Origin of the sequence: Orenia metallireducens, from assembly GCF_001693735.1 — a bacterium.
Lineage (GTDB): Bacteria > Bacillota > Halanaerobiia > Halobacteroidales > Halobacteroidaceae > Orenia > Orenia metallireducens.
In genome coordinates this window covers 750,580-771,600 of sequence record NZ_LWDV01000010.1, presented here as the reverse complement: position 1 = coordinate 771,600, position 21,021 = coordinate 750,580, and the positions used below count along the sequence as shown (strand labels likewise).

Sequence of the window (21,021 nt, the reverse complement as noted above, 5' to 3'; positions counted from 1 at the left end):
TGATGCCATCAAGCAATCAAGAGCTAAAAATTATTACTGGTAATGCTAATCCACAATTAGCAGAAGAGATTTGTAAATATTTAGGGACAAAGCTAGTCAATGCAGAAGTCAAGAGATTTAGTGATGGAGAGATTGGTGTTGAAATTGAGGATAGTGTTAGAGGTGACCATGTCTTTGTTATTCAACCAACTTGTCCACCAGTTAATGATAATCTAATGGAAGTATTAGTTATTATTGATGCCTTAAAAAGAGCATCTGCTAAAGAAATCACTGCAGTAATCCCATATTATGGTTATGCACGTCAGGATAGAAAGGCAAAGCCTAGAGATCCAATCACTGCTAAATTGGTTGCCAATTTAATAGCTGAATCTGGTGCAGATCGTGTAGTTGCAATCGATTTACATGCCCGTCAGATTCAAGGATTCTTCGATATTCCTGTAGATAATTTATTGGGTGCTCCAAGATTGGCAGAATACTTTAATGAAAAGAATTTAGAAGATGTAATTGTTGTAGCTCCAGATATTGGAGGGGTTAAAAGAGCACGTGACTTTGCTGATAAGTTAAATACCTCTATTGCAATTATAGATAAGAGAAGGCCTAAGGCTAATGTATCTGAGGTTATGAACATAATTGGTGATGTTGATGGGAAGAATGTTATCTTAGTAGATGATATGATCGATACTGCAGGTACTATTTGCAATGCAGCTAGAGCATTAAAGGAGCATGGTGCTAAAGAGATATTTGCTACCTGTACTCACCCATTATTCTCTGGACCAGCTATAGAAAGGCTAGAGGAGGCTCCAATAACTGAATTGGTTGTAACTAATACTATTCCTTTAGCAGAAGATAGATTAATAGATAAATTAACTGTCTTATCAGTAGCTCCATTATTATCTGAGGGAATAGAAAGAATATACAAAGATTTATCTGTTAGTGTTTTATTCTAGTTTTTTTGATACTTTAAATTAAAAGTGTTATAATAGAGTTTATGAGAAAATTTAAAAAAGGAGAGATTAGTCATGGATCGTTTACAACTTAAGGCTGATATTAGAGAACAAAAAGGAAAAGGTGTTGCTCGTAAATTAAGAAGAGAAGGTTTTGTTCCTGGCGTTCTTTATGGATTGGATCAAGAACCTGTTAACTTAAAATTAGATGCTAAAGAAGCTAGTAGAGTTACTGGTGGAAATGCTATTATTGATTTAACTTTAAGCAATGGTGAGAAAGAGACTGTAATGGTTAAAGATGCTCAATTAGAACCTGTAAAAAAAGACTTATTACACATTGATCTATATAGAATCAATATGAATGAGAAGGTTACAGTTGAGGTTCCAGTTGAATTAGTTGGAACTGCTGCTGGTACAAGAGAAGGTGGAATCTTAGAACAAATACTTAGAGAAGTTGAAGTTGAATGTTTACCTACAAATATTCCAGATAAAATTGAAGTAGATGTTACAGAATTAAAAGTAGGACAATCTTTAAATATTGGAGAGGTAGATACTGGAGATATCACTATCTTAACTGATGCTAGTGAAACAGTTGCTACAGTAGTTGCTCCTGAAACAGCTTCAGCTGAGGATGCTGAAGAAGAAGAAATCACTGAACCAGAAGTAATCGGTGAAGAAGCAGAGGACGAAGAAGCAGAGTAATATTATTTGGTTTGAGGCGTAATCATTATGATTACGCCTTCTTTTAATTATGAGGGATAAATAAAATATATAGAGAATTAAGAGGTTTATTTTGGAGGGGTTATAATGAAGTTGGTAGTTGGTTTAGGAAATCCAGGGTTTAAATATGAAGCGACTCGCCATAATGTAGGTTTTATGGTCATTGATTATTTGGCTAAGGAGTGTAAAGAGGAGGTAAGTAGTAAAGAGAAGAAGGCTTTAGTTGCTAAAACCAGAATTGGTGGAGAGAAGGTTATTTTGGCTAAGCCCCAAACCTTTATGAATAATAGTGGTGAGGCAGTAAGAACCTTAGCAGATTATTATAATATCCAAGCAGAAGATATTCTTATAATTTATGATGATTTAGATTTGGAAGTAGGTCAAATTAGGTTAAAGCCTAAAGGTGGACATGGTGGGCATAATGGTATTCGCTCTATTATTAATCATTTAGGTACAAAAGAATTTAATAGATTGCGTGTAGGGATAGGTCGTCCTCTCTATGGAACAGTTGTTGATTATGTCTTAGGAAAGTTTAGTAAAGAAGAAGAGGATACTATAAAAGAAGCAATAAAGGAATCGGCTTCAGCTATTAATCTTTATCTAGAAACGGATTTGAATAAAGCGATGAATAAATATAATTAAATATATTATATCTTTAAACCTGAGAATATTCTCAGGTTTTTGTATATTTAAAATTGATTGGGCTATAATAATTAGAGGAATTTTATATAATTTCATTACCCCTGTTTAACTATAATTAATTTAGGAGTCAATTATGAATTTTGTATTTACAGGACTACTAGCTTCTTTCTTAGCTTTTATTATCAACCGTTACTTAGTATCTATAATTGGTAATCAAGCTATAATTTATATTATTCCCATAATAGAAGAAATTTTGAAGACAACTCTCTTCTATATATTTGGAGGTAATTTAATATTAGTTCATCTTATCTTTGGTATTATCGAAGGAATTTTTGATTATTTGAATAATAAGGTTGCTGCTCTATTAGCTGTGCTTAGCCATCTCTTATTTGCTTACATAACCTTGACTATTTGGAATCTCAGTAACATAGTATTGGCTATCTTAACAGCGTCACTTATCCATATGGCTTGGAATTATTTAATAGGGAGGTTCACAATATGAATGTTATTTATCGTTGTGATAAATGTCAAAAAATAATTGAACACCTTGAATTGGGAGATTTTAGTCAAGAAAGTCTAGGTTTAAACATCTTGACTGACCAAGAGAAAGAAGATATAATAAAAATGGAAAATGATACTGTATATATTAATTTGACCTGTGATGACTGTGCAGAAGATTATGACTGGTCAAGTGTTATTCATAATGATCAAATACATTAAAGACTTTGAAGGTAAGGGTCTTAGGTAAACCTAAGACCCTTTTATCTTATTTCATAATATTTTAATACTATATTAATTATATTAATTTTGTTTTAAAGGGGTAGATTTGGATGGGACAGAGTTTATTAAACTTGATGAATGGTCATATACAATTTGAGGATTTATTGACCTATTATCATTCAAAAGAAGAAGTAAAAATAATAGGATTAGATGATAGTAGTCAGAATTTCTTTCTTGCTAATCTTAAAAACAGATTAAATAGAGGTCTATTAATTGTTGCTTCTACTATGCAAAAAGCCGATGATATCTATGAAGATTTGACTAGATTAGTTTCAGAAGATGCAGTTTTACTATTTCCTAGATTGGAGATTTTGCCCCATGAATCCTTAGAGATTGAACAGAGTGTTAAGGCTGAAAGGCTAAGGGTTCTTAATAGTTTAGTTAATAATGAAGATAAGTTGATTGTAGCACCCATTCAGGCTTTATTAGAGGTTATTGTCCCCTATAAAGTGTATAAAGAGTGCTTAATTAATCTATCCTTAAATCAAGAATTAGATATACACCAGTTATCATCCTCTTTGGTAGAGATGGGTTATGAGAGAGTTGATATTATAGAGTCTAAGGGGCAGTTTAGTGTCAGAGGTGGAATAGTAGATTTTTATCCTTATACTGTTGATAACCCAATTAGAATAGAGTTATTTGGTGATGAGATTGAATCGATTCGTAATTTTGATCTAGGGACACAAATCTCTAAAGGTGAATTAAGTGAGGTAGAATTAGGACCAGCTACTGAGTTTATTATACCTAGAGATAAGATAGATATAGCTTTAAATCAAATGGAGAAGGATTTAGAGAAAGAATCTAAGAGTATGCCTAAAGAGGCTAGACAAAGAATTAAAGAAATTACAAATAATAACTTAGAGCAGATGAAGGAAGGTATTTACTTTCCAGAAGTTAGGCAATATTTAAATTATTTTTATCAACCTACTACCCTGCTAGATTATTTTAATGATATTATAATCTTTGATAATCCGATCAAATTGAAAGAAGCGGCTATTGAATTTCTGTCAAATATTAGTCAGAGCTATTCTAATTTGCTAAAACAAGGAAGAGTATTAGAGAGTTATAAGAATTTATTTATAGATTTTGGCCAGTTAATTTATAGGAAAGATAATTATAAACTATATCTGTCCCCTATCACTAAAGATATAGATTTTGTCGATACTAAATTTACTATAGAGTTTAATAGTAGAAGGTTAGAAGCATATCAGGGTAAAATTCAACTGTTTGTAGATAAGCTTAAAGGTTATTTTAATGATAATTATAAAATTGTAATTGGTTTATCAAGTAAGAGTAAAGCTAAAAAGTTAAAAGAAAGGTTACAAGAAGTAGATTTACCTGCAAAAGTTATATCTAACATTACAGATGAATTAAAATTAGGGAATATAGTTTTAACTGTAAATAATCTATCTAATGGATTTATCTTACCTGATATTAAATTTATCTTTTATACTGAAAATGAGATTTTTAAGAAGAATAAACGGAAAAGGAAGAGGGTCAAGGCCTTTGATCAGGGGGTCAAATTATCTTCGTTTACTGATTTAAAGCAAGGTGATTATGTTGTTCATGAGAATCATGGGATAGGTAAGTATTTAGGAATAAAAACTTTGACGGTACAAGGAAAGAATAAAGATTATCTTGTCTTATTATACGCCAAGGATGATAAATTATATATACCTACAGAACAAGTAGATTTGATTCAAAAGTATGTAGGTTTACAGGATAAAGAGCCAAAATTACATAAATTAGATGGGGATAGTTGGAATAAGGCAAAAGCTCGAGTTAAACAGTCTGTTGAAGAGATGGCTGAAGAGTTACTAGAATTATATGCTAAAAGAGAACTTCAAAGAGGATACTCTTTTGGAGAGGATACTATTTGGCAACAGGAGTTTGAAGAGGAGTTTCCATATCAAGAGACCCCGGATCAGATAAAGGCGATTGAAGCTGTCAAAGATGATATGGAATCTGAGCAGCCTATGGATAGATTGTTATGTGGTGATGTAGGCTATGGAAAGACAGAGGTCGCAATTAGAGCAATCTTTAAGGCTATTATGGATGGGAAACAGGCTGTATTCTTAGTTCCAACGACTATTTTAGCTCAACAACATTGGAATAACTTAGTTGACCGTTTTGCAGATTATCCTATTAATGTAGAGATGTTAAGTCGCTTTAGGACAGCTGCAGAGCAGAAGAGTACTATCGAGGGTTTAGCTGATGGAAGTGTAGATCTTGTAATAGGAACTCATAGATTATTATCTAGTGATATTAAATTTAAGGATTTAGGATTAGTAATAGTTGATGAAGAACAACGTTTTGGAGTAAAACAGAAAGAGAGGTTAAAGAGGTTAAAAGAGAGTGTTGATGTACTAACTTTGACTGCAACACCGATTCCACGAACATTACATATGTCTTTAGTTGGAGTTAGAGATATAAGTTTGATAGAGACTCCACCAGAGAATAGATATCCTATTCGTACCTTTGTAGGAAAATATGATGAGGATTTGATTCAAGATGCTATTCAAAGAGAGATAAATCGTGGAGGACAAGTTTACTTTGTACATAATCGGGTCAAAGATATTAGACAGATTGCAGCTCAAGTACAGCGCTTAGTTCCTGATGCTAGAGTAGCAATTGCACATGGTCAGATGAGTGAGTTGAAATTAGAAGAGCTAATGTTAGACTTTTTAGAAGGAAACTTTGATGTATTGGTCTGTACAACTATTATTGAAACAGGTATGGATATATCAAATGTAAATACAATTATTATTAATGAAGCAGATAAATTAGGTTTATCACAACTTTATCAACTGCGAGGTAGAGTTGGAAGAACCAATAGAATTGCCTATGCTTATTTATTATATAAGCCAGAAAAGATACTTTCTGAGATAGCTGAAAAGAGATTGAAGGCTATTAAAGAGTTTACTAATTTAGGATCAGGATTTAAGATTGCTATGAGGGATTTAGAGATTAGAGGAGCAGGAAATATATTAGGTCCTGAACAACATGGTCATATTGAAGCTATTGGATTCTCTTTATATTGTAAATTATTAGAAGAAGCTGTGAAGAACTTAAAGAATGAAGGAATAGAAGAAGAGGTAGAGATATCATTAGAGCTAAAGGTAGATGCTTATATACCTGATGAATATATCAGTGATTCCAGACAGAAGATTGAAGTATATAAGAAGATAGATGCTATTTCAGATATGGAAGAGTACAATCGATTAAAGGAAGAATTGAAAGATAGGTTTGGTGATTTAAAAGAAGAAGTAATAATTTTATTAGAATTGGCTAAAATTAAGGTAAAGGGAAGAGAAATCTACTTAGCACAAATCAAAGAAAAAGGTCAATTTTTGGAGCTACAATTTACTAAAAACCATTTTCTATCAGGGGAGAAGCTAATATCTATAATTCAAGAGTTTGATGGACTTAAATTTGTGGCAAGTAATGAAACTCAAATTAAGATATCTAATAAGAATTTAACTGATCAAGATAAAGTTAATTTAATATTAGATATATTAAATTTTTTATCACCTCAATAAAATTTCCAGAATTATTCAAGTGATTTTTTACATTAGTTGGTATAATAAGAATAAAATTTTCAAAGTAATTATATACTAATAGTGAGTGATAAGGAAATAAAACTATTAGGAGGTGACAATTACTTAGTATTCCTGCTTTTAGGATACTAAATAATTAAAAATGAAGGCAACTGGAATAGTACGTCGTATAGATGATTTAGGTAGAGTTGTAATTCCCAAAGAGATTAGAAGAACGATGAGAATTAGAGAGGGAGAGCCTTTAGAAATATTTGTAGATCGTGATGGTGAAGTGATTTTAAAGAAGTATTCTCCAATTGGTGAGTTAGGAGAATTTGCTCAAGAATATGTAGATTCTTTATCAGAGGTAACAGGACATATGGCATGTGTTTTAGATAGAGATGCTATCGTTGCAGTAGCTGGTGGTAAAAAGAATAAGTTTATTGATAAACCTGTTAGCTCAATTACAGAGGATGTAATGAATAGTGGGGAAATTAAGATTATCAATGAAAAAACAGAAGATATCTTCTGTGAGGGAATTTATGGAGAAGAAGAGAGCACATTTACGGCACAAGTTATAGTACCAATTATGATGGATGGCGATGCAATTGGTGCTGTTGTATTAGCCTCTAAAAAAGATGGAGCTGAGATGGCTGACTTAGAAGTTAAGTTAGCTAGTACAGCAGCTGGTTTTTTAGCAAAGCAAATGAAAAGTTAGTTTTCTGGTGGGCATATAGCTCACCTTTTTTATTTCAATTAACAATTCCTGTATTGGCAAGAATGTTTATAGGACGTTATAATTTTATTATATTGCGATATTTTTCAGACTTCACCCCCTAGCCACCTCTCCTACCTTAGGAGAAGCCAATTTTGCACGAAGTGGGGGATAGACCCGTAGAGGGATTAAGGGATGAGGTAGATATTTTAGAAATTAACTATCAATCATCACCTACACACTGAAGTAGAAAGTGTCGCTTTATCTTTATTTAGTATTGTTATCTACTTATTAGAATTGGTAAAATTGATTTTTTACTCTATAATAAAAGCCTAGGTAAAAGGGTAGCATAATTGGTGAAAATCTGTTATCATTAGTATTTGGAAGGAATAGTATTTGGGAAGGAAGATATAGTTGAGTAAAACAAAAAAAGATTCTTTATTAAAAGGAACAGCTATTTTAGCTACAGCTGGATTTATTAGTAAATTTTTAGGATTTATTTATAGAGCTTTTTTAGGAAGAGTTATTGGTGATCAAGGTTTTGGTCTTTATGAAAAGGCCTATCCTATCTACACTATGATTTTGACGATTTCTACAGTAGCTATTCCTATTGCTATTTCTAAGTTAATATCTGAAAAAAGAGCTGAAGAAAGGCATGATTTAGCTTATTATATATTTAAAGTGGCTTTAAGATTTAGTCTTGTTTTTGGTTTTTTGGCAAGTATATTAGTTGCAATCTTTGCTAAACTCCTTGCTAAATATCTGTTAGCTGATATTAGAGTTTATTACTCTATTTTAGCGATAGCACCAGCTATATTTGTAGTCTCAATTATGGCAACGTATCGGGGATATTTTCAGGGATGGCAACAGATGAAACCAACAGCAATTTCACAGGTTGTAGAGCAGATACTTAGGATGACAACAATGATTTTATTGGCTTACTTCCTCCTCCCTTATGGGGTGGAGTATGGTGCAGCTGGAGCAGCTTCAGGGGCATTTTTTGGAGCTATAGCAGGTCTTATTATTATTTTAATTATTTATTATAGATTTCAGAAGAAACATCAAGACAAGTTTGATGACTCGCCTGATAATCCCCCAGCCAAAGAAGTCCTAAATAAAATAGCTTCTCTTGCGATACCTGTAACTGTTGGTGCATTGATCTTGCCTCTAATGAGATTAATCGATGCAACCATGATTACACCTAGGTTGGAGGTAGCTGGTTTTAGCTTGGAGGAAGCAACGAGCTTATATGGGCAATTTAATGGAATGGCTATGACACTGGTGAGATTTCCTACGGTTATTGCTGCTTCTTTGGCAGTAAATTTGGTACCTGCCATTTCAGAAGCCTATGCCCTTGGTTCGGACAAGCTGGCTAAAAATAGAATTGCTAAAGCCTTTAAATTAAGTTTGTATGTATCTATTCCTGCTTCTATTGGTTTAATCACTTTAGCTGAACCATTATGTAGAGTTATTTTTGCAAATACACAAGCAGCAATCTCTTTACGTTATGTAGCTTTAGGGGTAGTTGCAGTCAGTCTACAACAGGTCAGTTCTAGTATGTTACAAGGGTTTGGTAAGCCTAGATTACCTGCTAAAAATCTCTTTTTTGGTGCTCTAGTCAATATTATTCTAAATTATACATTAACAGCTATACCTACTTTAGGAATTAGAGGTGCAGCATTAGGTACAGTAGCTGGATTCAGTGTTACAGCAATCTTGAACATGATAGCTGTCTTTAAGATAGTAAAGCCAGATTTTGATTATAATATATTATTAATTAAACCATTGTTAAGTAGTGGGTTGATGTTCTTAGCTATCTTCTTAACTTATAATATATTATCTTCTGCTGTACAATTTGAAGCTATTACTATTTTAGCAACAGTTATTATAGGGATGTTAACTTATGGTATAGCATTACTATTGACTTCTGCTATAAGGAAAGAGGATTTAAAGTTAGTACCCAAAATTGGAGTTAGATTAGCAGAATTTCTAGATAAATTAGGGTTAGTGAGGGGATAAAATGTTGCAGATACTTGGTTTGGGAGCTGGTGGATTAAAGCTATTGACTTTAGAGGCCTATCAAGTATTAAAGAAAGCTGATAAGGTTTATTTGCGTACTAAAGAGCATCCAGCAGTAGCAGATTTAGAGGAAGAAGGTATAGTTTTTGAAAGTTTTGACTATTTATATGAAAGATGTGAGAATTTTGATGAAGTTTATAAGGCTATAGCTAAGAAGATAATAAATTTAGTAAATAGTGGAGAGAATATTGTCTATGGGGTACCAGGGCATCCACTAGTAGCTGAAGATACAGTTCAAAAGATTACCAGTTATTTAGAGGATAGTGATTATCAAATTATTGCAGGACCAAGTTTTATAGATGCAATCTTCACCACTTTAGGAATTGACCCAATTACCGGTATTAAGATAATAGATGGATTGAATTTTACAGTTAGAGATTTAGAACCATCTATTGCCACTATTATCAGTCAGGTTTATAATCAAATGATAGCTTCTGAAGTGAAATTGACTCTGATGGAAATTTACCCTGATGATTTTATAGTGACAGTTATCAGAGGGGCAGGTCTTGCAGAGGAGAAGATAGAAGAGGTGCCTCTCTACCAATTAGATCGTTTAGATTGGATTGATCATCTAACTTCTATCTACTTACCAGTACATCAAGATAATAATAGAGAGTTTAATAGGTTATTAAAGATTATGGAGATCTTAAGAAGCCCTGAGGGTTGCCCTTGGGATTTAGAGCAAGATCATCATTCTTTAAAGAAGCACTTAATTGAAGAAGCCTATGAAGTCCTAGAAAGGATTGAAGAAGATGACCTGTGGGGAATGGCTAATGAGTTTGGAGATTTACTGTTACAGATAGTCTTTCATGCTCAAATAGCTAAAGAAGAAGGAACCTTTACTATTTATGATGTAATTGAAGAGATAAATGAAAAGATGATAAGGCGTCATCCTCATATCTTTGGTAAAGTTCAAGTTGAGGGTGCTTCTGAGGTAGTAGATAATTGGGAAGAGATTAAACGTCAAGAGAAGGCTGAAACAGGTCAAGAACAGATAGATTCTATTTTGGATACTGTTCCAATTCAGTTACCTGCTTTAATGCAAGCTCAAAAAATTCAATCTAAAGTAGCCAAAGTCGGTTTTGAATGGTCAGAAATTAATGGGGCTTTAGATAAGCTAGAAGAAGAGATGGCTGAGCTTAAAGCAGAGATAAAGAAAAATAATACCAAAGAAATTAAAGAAGAGTTTGGAGATTTATTATTCTCTCTAGTTAATATAGCCAAATTTTTAGATATAGATGCTGAGTCTAGTTTACGACAGACAATTAATAAATTTAAATATAGATTCAATTATATAGAAGAGAGAGTAGATGAGCAAAATAAAGAATTAACGGATTTCTCTTTAGAGGAATTAGACAAATTATGGGAGGAAGCTAAAGAGATTAGAGGGAGGAAATAAGATGTTGGAGATGCGAAGAACTATTAGTATCATGCTATTTTTATTATCTATATTTATACCAGTAACCGCTTATGGGCAAGCAGGGAATTTCGATGTTAATGCTAAGTCTGCTATTTTGATGGATGCTGAAAGTGGACAAGTATTATTTGCTAAGAATGAGCATTTGGAATTACCACCAGCTAGTATTACTAAAATCATGACAGCATTATTGGCCATGGAGGCTATTGATCGTGGTGATGTAGCTCTAGAGGATAAGGTTACAATTAGTGCTTTAGCAGAATCTATGGGTGGTTCACAGGTTTGGTTAGAAGCAGGAGAGAAGATGCCTTTAGAAGATTTATTAAAATCTATTTTGATTCCTTCAGCAAATGACGCTAGTGTAGCAGTGGCTGAATATATTGGTGGAACTGAGCATAACTTCGTTAGAATGATGAATCAGAAAGCTAAACAATTGGGAATGAACAATACACTGTTTGTTAATACAACTGGATTACCTGAAGAGCATGGTAATCATCACAGTAGTGCTTATGATATAGCAGTTATGGGAAGAGAATTGGTAAAACATAAACAGATCTTTAAATGGACTAGTCAGCGTTTGGCTTATATCAGAAATGGAAGCTACCCTATTTATACAACTAATGAGTTGCTTGGTCATTTTCCTGATGCCGATGGATTGAAGACGGGATGGACTGAAGAGGCAGGTTATTGTTTGGCAGGTACAGCTAGTCGTGGTGATTTGAGATTGATTGCAGTGGTAATGGGGACTGATAGTCCTAGTGGTAGAGTGGATGAAACTGCTAAATTATTAAACTATGGATTTAGAGCCTTTACCAAGGCTATTTTAATTAATTCTGGTATTGAAGTATCCACAGTAGAGGTCAAGAAAGGAAAGGAATTAGAAGTTCCTATTGAGACTGCTCAAAGTTTCTCAGCTATGATTGAAAGAGGAACTAAAGAGTTGGTTGAACAGGAAGTTGAGATTACTAAGGAGCTTGAAGCACCAGTTAAGAAGGGTGATAAGGTTGGAAAGTTAATCTTTAAGAAGGATGATAGAGTTTTAGGTGAGGTTGACTTAGTAGTTGCTAAGGAGGTTGAGAAGGCTGGATTCTTTACTTTAATCTGGCGATGGATAGTTGATTTTGTAATGGGGTTTTTTGAGAAGTAAATAATCTTTTAGTTTTAAGATACATCTTAAAGATTAAGGTGTATCTTTTTTCTTTTTGAAGGAATTATATTCTACTTAATTAAATTAAACATATAAATTCAATGATTATAAGGAGGTAATAATTATGATTATAGATTCTCACTTACATTTTGGTCAAATCAGAAAGTTCAATATGCCTCAAGAAATGCTATTAAAGTCATTAGAGAGATATAATATTGATTTTGGTATAGTTTCTAATATTGAGGGGTGTGAATTTGACTCTAAAATGGAATTTATTTTAGAAAAGCAATTATCACAGATGAGAGTTAATGTTAAGACTTTAGATTTAGTTAAGAGATATCTAAATAAATTAAAAGGGCAATTTTGGATTAAGCCTTATACTGAGAGCTTTACTAAAGAAGTAGCAGAATTTATGTTAGAGAATAAAGATTATTTTGTAGGTTTTAAAATGCATCCATACCATTCAAATATGAAGATCAGTGATGAGAGATGTAAAGAATATTTAGAGTTTGCTAATAAGCATGGTTTTAGCTTTGCTGTACATACTGCTGGAGATAATAATTCAGACCCTTATCATGTCTATCAAGTAGCCAAAGAATATCCTAATATTAATTTTATTATGGTACATATGGGGTTAGGGACAGATAATAGTAAAGCAATTGAACTGATAACTAAACTTGATAACCTCTATGGCGATGCTACTTGGGTAAATTTTGATAGAGTAGTTGAAGCTATAAAGAAGTGTGGTAGTGATAAGATATTATTTGGAACAGATGCTCCAATAGATGGAATAGATACTTACCAAAAGTATGAGGATATAATGAGAAGTAAGGGGATATTAACTGAAGAAGAGTATAATAATTTATTTGAATTAAACGCAAAAAGAATATTTAGATTAGATTAAAAAATCGGGGATTAATCCCCGATTTTTATTATTATTTAGGTTTACTCAATAACTTTGGAGCAAAATAATTAATCCCAATAGCTCCAAGAGGTGCTGTTAAGATAATCGACATTACTGCTAAGGCTAAGATTAGCTCCCCGTTAGGAACACCATTAGCTAAAGGTACTGCACCGATGGCAGCCTGTACAGTTGCTTTTGGAATATAAGCAATTACACAAAAAACTCTCTCTTTAAAATTAAGATAACTATTAGCTGTTGAGGCTAATACTCCTATACTTCTAGCAATCAATCCAAAGAATATCAATAGGATACCTAGCCATCCTGCATGTAAAGCTACTTGTACCTTAACAGCTGCTCCAATTAAGACAAATAAGAATATCTTAGCAGGAATCCATAATTTATTTAAAGCCAAAGATAGATTAGTAGCCATCTTTTTGTTCTTTTCCAATAACCAGTAGCCAATAGTCATTAGCCCTAATAAGCTAGCTATTTCTAAATAATCTCCTAAAATTGTAGTAAATATTGCTACAACTATCAAAATAATAGTTTGGTAGCTAAGGTCAAGTTTCTTATATCTTCTAAAGAATTTTTCTAAAAGATAGCCAATAAGCACCCCTAAGATAATTCCGCTGATAATTTTAATAGGGATTTTTGTTAAAATGTTAAATATCTGAACTTCACCATTCTTAAATAATTCTAAAAAGATACTAAAAATTGTAATAGCGAAGACATCGTCAATAGAAGCGCTTGCTAAGACTAGAGTTGGTACTTCCTTGTCCTTTCCTAAATTTTTCTCTATCAATTGTAGCATCGATGGTACAATCACAGCTGGTGAGACAGCTGCAATGATAAAGGCCAACATTCCAGCAGATTGCCAATTCAACTTAAAAATGTGGGTAGCTATTAAGAAGATGGCTAATCCTTCTAATAACCCAGGAATAAAACTAAGTTTAAAGGAAGTCTTTCCAATCTTCTTTAGAGTAGCTTTACTGATCCCTAATCCTGCTCTTAATAGAATAATAATCAATGCTAATTCTCTAATTTCTTGGGATATACCCATTAATTCTTGACTTAATAACCCATAGCCTGATGGTCCTAAGATAATTCCTGCCAATAACATCCCTAATAAGCTAGGTAGATTTAATCTTTCAAAGATAAATCCTAAAAATAGACCAACAATTAAAATTAAAGCAATACTTAATAACATTCTGAGTCCTCCTTGAAGTTATAATTGATGGTGAGAGCAAGAGATATTTATCACTTCATAGAAATAAATGGAAAATAAAAATAGCTTCTACTCCCTAGGGAGTAGAAGCTATTAGTCTAAAGACGGTTTTGATATATCAAGAATATCAAGGTAAGCCTCATCACCAATTTTATGTAATTTATGTTGCTATTATATTGGCTTTTCTGATTAAAGTCAAGGGTAGATTGAATAGAAGTGAAAGTAAGATGAGATACTATGCTTATAAAGGAGAGGGATTAGATGATGATGAGATTATTAAAGAGATGTGTTGTTTTTATAGTTATATTAAACTTAATAGGTTGTGGGCAACAAGGAACTCAGGGAGAAGAGCCTACAATTCAAGTTAAATTAGCTGATGGTAGGATAAATAAGATGAAAATAGAGGAATATATTGCAGGAGTAGTTGCAGGTGAGATGAAGAAAGGATGGGAGAAAAATGCTTATGCAGCCCAAGCTATTATTGCTAGGACCTTTACTCTAAAACGTTTAGAGGAGAATGGAAATAATACAATTAGTGCTAGGCATGAAGAGGCTCAAGCATATAGACCAGAGAATATAACCCCTGAAATTAGAGAAGCGATTAAGATGACTAGAGGGGAAGTAATTACTTATCAGGGTGAATATATTCAAGGGTGGTTTCATTCAAGTGCTGGAGGACAGACTACCAGTGCTAAAGCTGGCTTAGCTTATAAAGAAGCAGAGCCTCCCTATATTCATAGTGTAGAATCTCCAGATGGTTTAGCACCAGCCGATATTCAAGATTGGCAAGTAAGTGTTGGATTAGAAGAATTAGCAAAGGCTTTAGAAAGAGCTGGAGAGAAAATTGTACAGGTAAAAGATATTCAAGTGCTAAAAAGAGATGATACAGGAAGGATAGTTCAAATTGAGATTATATATGAACAGGGAAGTATGCAATTACATGGGGCGGAATTTAGAACTTTAATCGGTCCTGATAAACTAAAGTCTACATTAATTAAATCTATTGGAAGATCTGGAAATAGTTTTACCTTTAGTGGTAGTGGTTATGGGCATGGAGTAGGGATGAGTCAATGGGGTGCTTATAATATGGCGCAAAAAGGAAAGAAGGCAGAAGAGATAGTAAATTATTATTTTAAAGATGTGAAAATAGTAAAGAAATGGAATTAATTATTTTGACTATCTAAAAGAGGAATAGAAATATAATATATCGAATAATTAATAAAGATTTATTCTTCTTTTATGTTATTACCTAGAAAAGGAGGAGAGCTACAATGAGTGCTTCAGCAATTGGAATGCTTATCTTTGGTTCTGTAGTTCTTTATGGTGGATTAGGGTATTGTATCTATAGGTTTATTAAAGGAGAAAGAGAAAGAGGTTAATTCTGATATTAATGATTAGTTTATATCAGTAATTGGATCAGTCCAGTTACTGATTTTTTATTGCTTAAGCAAATAAAAGTTGGATAAATAGGTTTCAAGTTCTTAGTAATCCTTTTAAAATATCAATAAGGATTTATTGGAGAGGTTTATATAATATCTATCTTAGAAAGATTTAATATCTAAAATTATATAGATATTGATTATTTTAAATTATTTGCTAAAAACTATTCTTTTAGTGTAAAATATATAACGAGTAATTAAAAGAGAAGGAGAGATATTATGAGCTATAAAGTTAAGTACGAAGAATGGTTGAAGAGTGACTACTTTGATCAGCAGACAAAAGAAGAGTTAAAGTCAATAGCTGGCAATGAGAAGGAGATTGAGGAGAGATTTTATACCAGCTTAGATTTTGGGACTGGTGGTTTAAGAGGTATTATTGGAGCAGGTACTAATAGAATCAATAAGTATACTATTAGAAAAGCTACTCAAGGTTTGGCTAACTATATTGAGAAGAATGGTGATAAATCTAAAGGTGTAGTTATTTCCCATGATTCTAGACATAAATCAAGGGAGTTTTCAGTAGAGGCAGCTTTGGTCTTAGCAGCAAATGGAATCAAAGCCTATCTTTTTGATGATTTACGACCTACTCCAGAGTTATCTTTTGCAGTTAGAGAGCTAAAAGCTACTGCAGGGATTATGATAACAGCAAGCCATAATCCGCCAGAGTACAATGGTTATAAAGTATACTGGGAAGATGGAGCCCAAGTTGTGCCACCCCATGATAAAGGGATTATCGGAGAGGTTAATGCTATTGATAGCTTTGATAATGTTAAGACTATCTCTGAAGAAGAGGCTCGTCAAGCAGGTTTATTTGAGATTATCGCTCCTGAAATGGATGATAAGTATATCAAGACTTTAAAGGATTTATCTTTAAATCCTAAGGTTATCAAAGAGGTAGCTGATGACTTACATATTGTTTATACACCATTACATGGAACAGGAAATATGCCTGTACAGAGAGTTTTAGATGAATTAGGCTTTAAGAATCTTCATGTAGTAGCAGAGCAAGAGAAGCCTGATCCTGACTTCTCTACAGTATCTTATCCTAATCCAGAGGAGCCAGCAGTATTTGATTTAGGGATTGAATTGGCTGAAAAGAAGGGTGCAGAGTTGATTATGGCAACTGATCCTGATGCAGATCGTGTAGGTATTGCTGTTAAGGATACTAAGGGAGAATGGGTATTCTTAAATGGAAATCAAGTTGGAATCCTATTGACTGAGTATATTGTAAACTCTTTAGAAGAGGTGCCTGAGAATGGTGTAGTCATTAAAACTGTTGTAACTACAGAGATGATCAAGCCGATTGCTAAGAAGTATGGTCTTGATGTAATGGATACATTAACTGGATTTAAATATATTGGTGAAAAGATTAAAGAGTTTGAAGAAGGTAAGTATGATAAAGAGTATATCTTTGGATTTGAAGAAAGCTATGGATACTTATATGGAATTCATGCTCGTGATAAGGATGCGATAGTAGCTACTATGTTAATTGCAGAGATGGCGGCTTATTATAAATCCAAAAAGAGCTCAATCTATGAAGAGCTAATGAGAATGTATGAAGAGTATGGTTATTATAAAGCTGATTTGGAAGCAATTACTATGCCAGGAAAAGAAGGAAAAGAGAAGATTGCTGACCTACTCAAATCTTTAAGAGAAGATAGTCCAGAGGAGATTAATGGACAGAAGGTAGTAGTTATCAAGGATTACTTAGTAAGTAAGGAATATGATGTGGTTAATGGAGAAGAAAAAACTATCGATTTACCAGAATCTAATGTATTACAATTCTTATTAGAAGATGATAGCTTAGTAACAGTTAGACCATCTGGTACAGAACCAAAGATTAAGTTCTACTTCTCTGTTAGAGCAGATAGCAATCAAGCAGCAGATAAAAAATTATCTAGCTTAAAAGAGGCTGTAATGAAATTAATTGAAGAATAAAATTGTTTAAAGGAGAGGAGCTTTTTAAAAAGCTCCTTTTTATATTCAAATTTTTATAGTAGAGAATAAAAAATAACTTGACAAAATATTAGAAAAAATATACAATGTAATTGGAAGGGGTTCCAGAAGATTGTAAAGTTCAAATATAAGCATATAAGATTATAAAATTTACAGTGCTTTATTAAGCGATTATATTTTTTGAGTTTATTGGAAGTGGTTCCAAACTAGAGCAGTTATCTATAATTTAATAAGATATTCGTATAAGTATAATAAGGTATAGTTTTAATAAGATAAACGAGTAATAAGATAAAAACTGTATGAACATAATAGTTTGATAAAGTACATCCTAAATATTAAAAATAGTATTTAAGGGGGATTTGATGAAAAAAATATCTGTTTTTATCTTATTCGTTTTATTGGTTGGACTGTTTTTGACTGGATGTGGAGGTAAGCAAGAGGCTATCGATGGAAGAAAGATTAAATTAGAATTTTTCCAGAATAAGCAAGAAGCAGTAGAGACTTATGATTACTTAATCGCTAAATTTGAAAAGGAAAATCCTGATATTGATATTGAACAGAATTTTGTTCCTGAATCTGAAACAGTATTAAGATCTCGTTTAGCTAAAAATGATATACCAGAAGTGATGGGGCTTGGTGGAAATGCTATTTATGGTGAATTGGCTAAAGCAGGAATCTTAGCTTCTTTTTCTGATGATCCTAAACTTAAAGAAGTCCAAGAATCATATATAAGGATGTTGCAAGATTTACATGGTAGAGTAAACAATTATGGAATTCCTTATACATCAAATGCTAATACTGTTCTTTATAATAAAGATAAGTTTAAGGAATTGGGATTAGAGATTCCTAAGACATGGAATGAATTTATTGCTACGGCAGAAAAGATTAAAAGTGCTGGTGAAACTCCATTTTACTTAACGTTTAAGGATGCTTGGACTGCAATGATTCCTTGGAACTCTTTAGCTGCTAATTTACAAGGTGAAGATTTTATTAAGCAAAGAATAGTTGGTCAGACTACTTTTAAAGAACGATATGATGAGGTTGCAAAGAGATTATATTCTTTATTAGATTATGATCATAATGATAACTTTGGGATGGGTTATAATCAAGGAAACACAGCTTTTGCTAAAGGTAAGGCAGTAATGTATTTACAAGGGGTATGGGCAATTGGGTCAATTGAGCAAGCTAATCCAGATATTAAAATAGGGGCTTTTGCTCTTCCGGCAGTTAATAATGTAAGTGAGAACAAACTAGTTTCAGGGGTAGATACGGTATTAACAATGTCTGCTAAATTAGATGGTAAAGAGGCTGAAGCAGCTAAGAAATTTATTCACTTCTTATTAGAAAAAGAAAATGCTCAATATTATATTGATCAAGAGAGAACTTTCTCAACAGTTAAAGGAGTTTATCAGAATAACCCAATGGTAGATGATTTAAAACCATACTTTGAAAGTGGAAAAATAGCTGCGTTTCCAGATCACTATTATCCATCTGGAATGCAAGTGCCTAACTTAGTTCAAGAGTTCTTATTAAATGGTGATGTTGGTGCATTCTTAGATAAATTAGATAATGAATGGGATAAGGTATATTCTAGACAATAAATGGAGATAAAGCTTTGCTTTATCTCCATAGTTGACAGTGTACAGTTGATGGTTGATAGTTAAAAACAAAAATTTACAATCTGGATATTTTGTAAAAATTTTTAGAACTTAACTGTAAACTGTCAACTATTATTGAGGGGGGATTAAGTTGCTAAAAAAAAATACTAAAGCATTTTATTTGATGGCAATTCCAGCATTGGTATTATTCTTTGCTTTTCATACTCTTCCAGCTTTAACTGGACTTTTTTATAGTTTTACTAATTGGAGAGGTTATGGGACTTGGGAATTTGTAGGATTAAAAAATTATATTAATTTATTCAAGGATGCTCGTGCTTTAGATTCTTATCTCTTTACTTTTAAATTTGCGATTGTAGCTACTATTTTAGTGAATGTTATCAGTTTGGCAATTGCTATAGGTTTGAATGCTAAAATTAAATTTAAGACTACCTTACGAGCAATTTACTTTATACCCAATATTTTAAGTGTTTTAATTGTTGGCTATATCTTTAATTATATCTTCACTTTTTTTCTACCTGATATAGCACAAGTATTAGGAATTAATGCTTTAACTAAGAGTATTTTAGGAAATCCTGATTTAGCTTGGGTTGGTGTAGTAATTTTGGCAGTATGGCAAGCTTGTGGATTTAATACTTTGTTATACTTATCTGGTTTACAAACAATTGATGACACTTTATATGAAGCAGGTAGTATTGATGGTGCAAACAAGTGGCAGCAATTTAAAGCTATTACATTTCCACTAATCGCTCCTTTTTTTACTATTAATATGGTTTTAGCAATGAAGAGTTTTTTAATGGTATTTGATCATGTTGTAGCCTTAACAGGTGGTGGACCAGGTCGCTCTACAGAATCAATCTCCCTATTAATTTATAATGGAGGATTTGCAGGTGGAGAGTTTGCTTACCAGACAGCTAATGCAGTTATCTATTTTATTGTTATTTTGGTAATTTCAGTTTTCCAAATGAAAGTTCTACAAAAGAGGGAGGTAGAGGTATAATGACTAGTCAAGAAGGAATTGCTTTAGAGACTAACCACAAAAGAAAAAAATCACTATCATTAATAAAATTTTTTAAAAATAAAGATACAAATTGGACGACTACAATTTTATTATTAATCGGTTCTCTAATAATTTTGTTTCCTCTTTATTTAACTCTAACTGTTGCTTTAAAGAGTCCACAACAATTGGCTCAGTCTTTACTTGCCTTCCCTAAAGAGCTTCATTGGGAAAATTTCAGTAAAGCGATGAAATTAACCCATTATTTTCGCAGTTTTAAAAATAGTAGTTTAATTGCTGTTCCAACTGTCTTTATAACATTATTAACCAATTCAATGGTTGCTTATGCTATTGCTAGAAATATGGATAAAAAGTTCTTTAGATTTCTTTATTATTACTTTATTGCTGCGATGTTTATTCCTTTCCCAATTATTATGTTACCTATTGTAAAAGAGATGAGTTTCTTAGGATTAGATAATAGACTGGGATTAACTATCTTATATATTGTTTATGGTTTATCACTTAATATCTTTATTTATATTGGTTATATTAGATCTCTTCCGATATCTTTAGAGGAAGCAGCAATTATAGATGGAGCTAATACATGGCAAATTTTTTGGAAGGTTATCTTCCCATTATTAAAGCCTATTAATGCTACTATAGGAATTTTAACTGCTTTATGGGCTTGGAATGACTTTATGTTACCATTAATTATATTAAATGACCGTGAATTAATGACATTACCATTAGTTCAATATGTCTTTCAATCCCAATTTAGTACAGATTATAATTTAGCTTTTGCTTCGTATATTTTGGCATTGGCACCAATGTTGCTTGTTTATATCTTTGCTCAAAAATGGATTATTAGCGGTGTAATGAGAGGTTCAGTTAAAGGTTAAAAAGG

At 32.5% G+C, this 21,021-nt stretch carries 18 protein-coding genes and 1 riboswitch; of the genes, 17 read left to right on the top strand and 1 reads right to left on the bottom strand.

The genetic code is table 11. The features are described 5' to 3' along the window. The first annotated feature begins 2 nt into the window (after positions 1 to 2). The 11 genes from U472_RS15645 to U472_RS15595 all read left to right on the top strand — a co-directional run bounded on the left by U472_RS15645 (position 3) and on the right by U472_RS15595 (position 12,884). On the top strand, positions 3 to 947 hold the full coding sequence (locus U472_RS15645; RefSeq protein ID WP_068719664.1) for a ribose-phosphate diphosphokinase: 945 nt from the start codon (positions 3 to 5) through the stop codon (positions 945 to 947). Positions 948 to 1,019: 72 nt separating this feature from the next. Next, the gene (locus tag U472_RS15640; RefSeq protein WP_068719663.1) at positions 1,020 to 1,646 is read left to right on the top strand and encodes a 50S ribosomal protein L25; all 627 of its coding nucleotides are present in this window, start codon (positions 1,020 to 1,022) and stop codon (positions 1,644 to 1,646) included. Between the two features lie 105 nt (positions 1,647 to 1,751). Beyond that, positions 1,752 to 2,306: an aminoacyl-tRNA hydrolase gene (gene pth / locus U472_RS15635; protein WP_068719662.1), complete on the top strand. Its 555-nt coding sequence runs from the start codon at positions 1,752 to 1,754 to the stop codon at positions 2,304 to 2,306. Between the two features lie 133 nt (positions 2,307 to 2,439). Next, on the top strand, positions 2,440 to 2,808 hold the full coding sequence (locus tag U472_RS15630) for a hypothetical protein (protein WP_068719661.1): 369 nt from the start codon (positions 2,440 to 2,442) through the stop codon (positions 2,806 to 2,808). Continuing rightward, the gene (locus U472_RS15625; protein WP_068719660.1) at positions 2,805 to 3,026 is read left to right on the top strand and encodes an anti-sigma-F factor Fin; all 222 of its coding nucleotides are present in this window, start codon (positions 2,805 to 2,807) and stop codon (positions 3,024 to 3,026) included. The genes U472_RS15630 and U472_RS15625 overlap by 4 nt, the downstream gene beginning before the upstream one ends. A gap of 110 nt (positions 3,027 to 3,136) precedes the next feature. Beyond that, entirely contained in the window at positions 3,137 to 6,625 is a 3,489-nt protein-coding gene (mfd, locus tag U472_RS15620; RefSeq protein ID WP_068719659.1) for a transcription-repair coupling factor, read from the top strand. Positions 6,626 to 6,785: 160 nt separating this feature from the next. Further along, positions 6,786 to 7,340: a stage V sporulation protein T gene (gene spoVT, locus U472_RS15615; protein ID WP_068719658.1), complete on the top strand. Its 555-nt coding sequence runs from the start codon at positions 6,786 to 6,788 to the stop codon at positions 7,338 to 7,340. Between the two features lie 411 nt (positions 7,341 to 7,751). Further along, the gene (locus tag U472_RS15610; protein ID WP_068719657.1) at positions 7,752 to 9,356 is read left to right on the top strand and encodes a putative polysaccharide biosynthesis protein; all 1,605 of its coding nucleotides are present in this window, start codon (positions 7,752 to 7,754) and stop codon (positions 9,354 to 9,356) included. 1 nt (position 9,357) lies between these two features. After that, the gene (yabN, locus tag U472_RS15605; RefSeq protein ID WP_068719656.1) at positions 9,358 to 10,815 is read left to right on the top strand and encodes a bifunctional methyltransferase/pyrophosphohydrolase YabN; all 1,458 of its coding nucleotides are present in this window, start codon (positions 9,358 to 9,360) and stop codon (positions 10,813 to 10,815) included. A 1-nt stretch (position 10,816) separates the two neighbouring features. Next, a complete protein-coding gene (locus U472_RS15600) occupies positions 10,817 to 11,980 on the top strand; it encodes a D-alanyl-D-alanine carboxypeptidase family protein (protein ID WP_068719655.1) in 1,164 nt (387 codons plus the stop codon). A 124-nt stretch (positions 11,981 to 12,104) separates the two neighbouring features. Continuing rightward, positions 12,105 to 12,884, top strand: coding sequence for an amidohydrolase family protein (locus U472_RS15595; RefSeq protein WP_068719654.1), 780 nt, complete (start codon positions 12,105 to 12,107; stop codon positions 12,882 to 12,884). Positions 12,885 to 12,915: 31 nt separating this feature from the next. Here U472_RS15595 and U472_RS15590 read toward each other — a convergent pair whose 3' ends face one another. Then, entirely contained in the window at positions 12,916 to 14,091 is a 1,176-nt protein-coding gene (locus U472_RS15590) for a cation:proton antiporter (protein WP_068719653.1), read from the bottom strand. A 95-nt stretch (positions 14,092 to 14,186) separates the two neighbouring features. Then, a riboswitch (Fluoride riboswitch) is annotated at positions 14,187 to 14,265 on the bottom strand. A 105-nt stretch (positions 14,266 to 14,370) separates the two neighbouring features. Between U472_RS15590 and U472_RS15585 the strand changes: the two genes are divergently transcribed. The 6 genes from U472_RS15585 to U472_RS15565 all read left to right on the top strand — a co-directional run bounded on the left by U472_RS15585 (position 14,371) and on the right by U472_RS15565 (position 21,016). Then, the gene (locus U472_RS15585) at positions 14,371 to 15,276 is read left to right on the top strand and encodes a SpoIID/LytB domain-containing protein (protein WP_141678009.1); all 906 of its coding nucleotides are present in this window, start codon (positions 14,371 to 14,373) and stop codon (positions 15,274 to 15,276) included. 104 nt (positions 15,277 to 15,380) lie between these two features. Further along, positions 15,381 to 15,488, top strand: coding sequence for a MetS family NSS transporter small subunit (locus U472_RS16610; protein ID WP_141678008.1), 108 nt, complete (start codon positions 15,381 to 15,383; stop codon positions 15,486 to 15,488). A 279-nt stretch (positions 15,489 to 15,767) separates the two neighbouring features. Continuing rightward, positions 15,768 to 17,486, top strand: coding sequence for a phospho-sugar mutase (locus U472_RS15580; RefSeq protein WP_068719652.1), 1,719 nt, complete (start codon positions 15,768 to 15,770; stop codon positions 17,484 to 17,486). A 380-nt stretch (positions 17,487 to 17,866) separates the two neighbouring features. Further along, positions 17,867 to 19,105: an ABC transporter substrate-binding protein gene (locus U472_RS15575; RefSeq protein ID WP_068719651.1), complete on the top strand. Its 1,239-nt coding sequence runs from the start codon at positions 17,867 to 17,869 to the stop codon at positions 19,103 to 19,105. Between the two features lie 181 nt (positions 19,106 to 19,286). Next, positions 19,287 to 20,120 carry a carbohydrate ABC transporter permease gene (locus U472_RS15570; protein WP_068719841.1) on the top strand — a complete coding sequence of 278 codons (834 nt, stop codon included), beginning with the start codon at positions 19,287 to 19,289 and terminating at the stop codon, positions 20,118 to 20,120. Continuing rightward, positions 20,120 to 21,016, top strand: a complete 897-nt coding sequence (locus tag U472_RS15565) for a carbohydrate ABC transporter permease (RefSeq protein ID WP_083189951.1) — start codon at positions 20,120 to 20,122, stop codon at positions 21,014 to 21,016. The genes U472_RS15570 and U472_RS15565 overlap by 1 nt, the downstream gene beginning before the upstream one ends. Positions 21,017 to 21,021: the final 5 nt, after the last annotated feature.

Bases quoted from the DNA above. Each gene is read 5' to 3' on its own strand.
- U472_RS15645 (WP_068719664.1), top strand. From the start codon at position 3: ATGCCATCAAGCAATCAAGAGCTAAAAATTATTACTGGTAATGCTAAT.
- U472_RS15640 (WP_068719663.1), top strand. From the start codon at position 1,020: ATGGATCGTTTACAACTTAAGGCTGATATTAGAGAACAAAAAGGAAAA.
- pth (WP_068719662.1), top strand. From the start codon at position 1,752: ATGAAGTTGGTAGTTGGTTTAGGAAATCCAGGGTTTAAATATGAAGCG.
- U472_RS15630 (WP_068719661.1), top strand. From the start codon at position 2,440: ATGAATTTTGTATTTACAGGACTACTAGCTTCTTTCTTAGCTTTTATT.
- U472_RS15625 (WP_068719660.1), top strand. From the start codon at position 2,805: ATGAATGTTATTTATCGTTGTGATAAATGTCAAAAAATAATTGAACAC.
- mfd (WP_068719659.1), top strand. From the start codon at position 3,137: ATGGGACAGAGTTTATTAAACTTGATGAATGGTCATATACAATTTGAG.
- spoVT (WP_068719658.1), top strand. From the start codon at position 6,786: ATGAAGGCAACTGGAATAGTACGTCGTATAGATGATTTAGGTAGAGTT.
- yabN (WP_068719656.1), top strand. From the start codon at position 9,358: ATGTTGCAGATACTTGGTTTGGGAGCTGGTGGATTAAAGCTATTGACT.
- U472_RS15600 (WP_068719655.1), top strand. From the start codon at position 10,817: ATGTTGGAGATGCGAAGAACTATTAGTATCATGCTATTTTTATTATCT.
- U472_RS15595 (WP_068719654.1), top strand. From the start codon at position 12,105: ATGATTATAGATTCTCACTTACATTTTGGTCAAATCAGAAAGTTCAAT.
- U472_RS15590 (WP_068719653.1), bottom strand. From the start codon at position 14,091: ATGTTATTAAGTATTGCTTTAATTTTAATTGTTGGTCTATTTTTAGGA.
- U472_RS15585 (WP_141678009.1), top strand. From the start codon at position 14,371: ATGATGATGAGATTATTAAAGAGATGTGTTGTTTTTATAGTTATATTA.
- U472_RS16610 (WP_141678008.1), top strand. From the start codon at position 15,381: ATGAGTGCTTCAGCAATTGGAATGCTTATCTTTGGTTCTGTAGTTCTT.
- U472_RS15580 (WP_068719652.1), top strand. From the start codon at position 15,768: ATGAGCTATAAAGTTAAGTACGAAGAATGGTTGAAGAGTGACTACTTT.
- U472_RS15575 (WP_068719651.1), top strand. From the start codon at position 17,867: ATGAAAAAAATATCTGTTTTTATCTTATTCGTTTTATTGGTTGGACTG.
- U472_RS15570 (WP_068719841.1), top strand. From the start codon at position 19,287: ATGGCAATTCCAGCATTGGTATTATTCTTTGCTTTTCATACTCTTCCA.
- U472_RS15565 (WP_083189951.1), top strand. From the start codon at position 20,120: ATGACTAGTCAAGAAGGAATTGCTTTAGAGACTAACCACAAAAGAAAA.